A 2,950-nucleotide genomic window follows, 5' to 3' on the forward strand; every position below is an offset into this window, starting at 1 on the left:
CGGCGGCCCCCCCCCCCCCCCTCGCCCCCCCCCCCCCCCCCCCCCCCCCCCCCCCCCCCCCCCCCCCCCCCCCCCCCCCCCCCCGCAGCCGACGCGCAGGGGGCCGGCTCGCGGCGGCCACCGCTGTCACTCCGGTGTGTGCTGGGCCTCCGCCAGCGGGCGGCGTTCGGGACGCCCGCCGAGCTTCTCCGACGCGAGGAGTGCCAGCAGGGCCGTGACGGCCGCGAGCGCGGCGATCACCGACATGAGACCGGCGGCCCACGCCGGCGCGAGGGTGATCTCCAGGGCCTGGGACAGGCCCGGCGACCGGAGCCGGCCTTCGAACAGCTGCATGACGGCCAGTGCCGTCGGCACCACCACGGCGGTCGCGAGGACCGGCAGGGCGTTCTTCAGGACCAGCACCAGCGCCATCACCAGACACAGCGCCGAGGCGCCCAGGGCGAAGCCGTAGGCGTTCGCGGACGCGCTGCCCCGGTGCAGCGGGAAGTAGGCCAGCGCGCACAACAGGAGGGCCGCGGCAGCCAGCCGGCTCGGCCAGGCCGGGGAAGCGCCTTCCCCGCGCGGCGGGCGGGGGCGCCGCTGAAGCGGCGCGGGGCCGTGACCGTCCGGCGCCCAGCGGTCGTCCGGCGGCAGGTCCGAGAACGTCTGCGACGACGGGACGATGGAGAGTCCCGCCAGCAGACCCGTCCCGTGCGTGGGCAGGTCCCGCTCCCGATCCTGAGCCAGTCGGCCGATCAGCTGCACGAGTTCCTCGATGGGCCGGCTCGCGGCGGCCCGTACGGCCTCCTCGCCGCAGTGCTGCTCCAGCGGCGAGCGGTTCAGCAGCGCCATCAGCCGGGTGACGTCCTCGACGGGACGGGACTCCGCCGCGGCGCGGATCGCCTCGTCGGCGCAGTCGGGACTCCGGGGCGGGCGAGTCAGCAGCGCCACGAGCCGCGTGACGTCCTCGACGGACCGGTCCACACCGACGGCCCGCAGCGCGTCGACGGTGGCTCGCGCGTACTCCGGTGACTGCTCCAGGAGCGTGATGAGCTGCACCACCTCCTCCAGCGGCCGGTCCGCGACGGCGGCGTGCACCAGTCCGCGCACAGGATCGGCGTACTGGTCCTGAGTCGCGGGCCCGGCTCGCACGGGCCCCTCCTGTGCCGGGCGCGCGGGCGGCGCCTCAGCGGCCGGTTCCGGGCCGGCGGGCGGCATGGGGGGCAGGGGCGGTGCCGGCGGACGGGCCGCGCTGTCCGCAGGTATCTCCGGCTGGTCCGGGCCGGGCGAGAAAGAGAAAGAGCGGGTGGTCATGGTCGGCTCCATGAAGAGGGTGCGGCTGCCATCGCTCCCCGAAGCGATACGCAAGCTGATGCTGACCACTTCTATGGGGCCGCCAACCACCTCGCCATTTGGGTGCGGCACCCGTGTGAGTCCGGTCCTCCGCAGGGATGAGACCCGTCGGTACGCGGCCGGCCGGTCTCCGGAGGCCGGCCGGAGACGAGACACCGATGCGGGTGGTTGCCCGGGTCGACCATAGTGAATGCTGTCACCGAAAGATGTATCGAGCATCCAGGACGGCCGTGGACACCACCAGCAACACCACCGACAACGACGCGGAGCCCCACGACGCGACGCCGGAGCCGGCGGAGGCGACCACGCCCGGGAGCGGCTGGCGCCGCTGGGGCATGGACACCCGGCCGCTGCGCCGGCCCGCCTACCGCCGGCTCTGGTCGTCGACCGTCGTCACCGCCGTGGGCAGTCAGCTCACCGCCGTCGCGGTGCCCAAGCAGATCTACGACATCACCGGCTCCTCGGCCTGGGTGGGTTACGCGAGCCTCGCCAGCCTCCTGCCGCTCGTGGTCTTCGCCCTGTGGGGCGGCGCCGTCGCCGACAGCGTGGATCGCCGCAAACTGCTCCTCGTCACCAACACCGGGGTCGCCGTCACCTCGCTGCTGTTCTGGATACAGGCCGTCACCGGACTCGGTTCGGTGCTCGTACTGATGGTGCTGCTCGCCCTCCAGCAGGCGTTCTTCGGCCTCAACGCCCCGGCCCGCACCGCGTCCATCGCCCGGCTGGTCCCCACGGAGGAACTGGCCGCCGCGAACGCCCTCGGTTCGACCGTCATGCAGACGGGACTCATCGCCGGGCCGCTGCTCGCCGGCGCCCTGATCCCGGTGATCGGTCTGGCCGAGCTGTATCTCATCGACGCACTCGCCCTGTGCGTCACCGTGTGGGCGGTCCACCGGCTCCCCGCGCTGCCACCCCTGACCGCCGCCGCGTCCCGGCGAGCGGGACTGCGCGAGGTCGTCGCGGGCTTCCGCTACATCTCGCTGCACAAGGTGCTGCTGCTGTCCTTCCTCGCCGACATCATCGCCATGGTCTTCGGCATGCCCAGGGCCCTGTTCCCGCAGCTCGCCTCCCAGACGTACGGACCCTACGGCGAAGGGCTCGCGCTCGGACTGCTGTTCGCGGCGATCCCCGTCGGCGCGATGGCCGGCGGCCTGCTGTCCGGCACGTTCTCCCGGGCCCGCCGGCACGGCCTCATGGTCCTCGTGGCCGTCATGGCCTGGGGAGCGGCGATCACGGGTTTCGGCCTGAGCACCAGCCTGTGGGTGGCCGTGGCGTTCCTCGCCGCCGCGGGCGTCGCCGACATGGTCTCCATGGTCTTCCGCGGCGCCATCCTGCTCTCGGCCGCCACGGACGAGATGCGCGGACGCATGCAGGGCGTCTTCACGGTGGTGGTCGCGGGCGGCCCCCGTCTGGCCGACGTCCTGCACGGGACGGCCGGATCGGTGTTCGGTCCGCGTACGGCCGTCGTGGGCGGCGGGCTGCTGGTCGTGGCCGGCACGCTGGTCCTGGCCCTCGCGACACCGGCCCTGCGCCGCTACGAGGTCTGAGGCATGACACCGGCCTTGCGCCGCTACGAGGTCTGAGGCCCGACACCGGCTTTGCGTTGCTACGAGGTCCG

The 2,950-nt window shown here is 73.9% G+C and carries 2 protein-coding genes; one reads left to right on the forward strand and one right to left on the reverse strand.

The window, feature by feature from the left end:
* Nucleotides 1–126 precede the first annotated feature (126 nt).
* On the reverse strand, nucleotides 127–1,131 hold the full coding sequence (locus AC069T_RS37560) for a hypothetical protein (RefSeq protein ID WP_478787013.1): 1,005 nt from the start codon (nucleotides 1,129–1,131) through the stop codon (nucleotides 127–129).
* Between the two features lie 431 nt (nucleotides 1,132–1,562).
* Between AC069T_RS37560 and AC069T_RS37565 the strand changes: the two genes are divergently transcribed.
* Nucleotides 1,563–2,879 (forward strand): MFS transporter, encoded by a 1,317-nt coding sequence (locus AC069T_RS37565; RefSeq protein WP_478787014.1) that lies wholly within the window; start codon nucleotides 1,563–1,565, stop codon nucleotides 2,877–2,879.
* The last annotated feature ends 71 nt before the right edge of the window (nucleotides 2,880–2,950 follow it).

This window comes from Streptomyces sp. NPDC043867 (assembly GCF_056435845.1).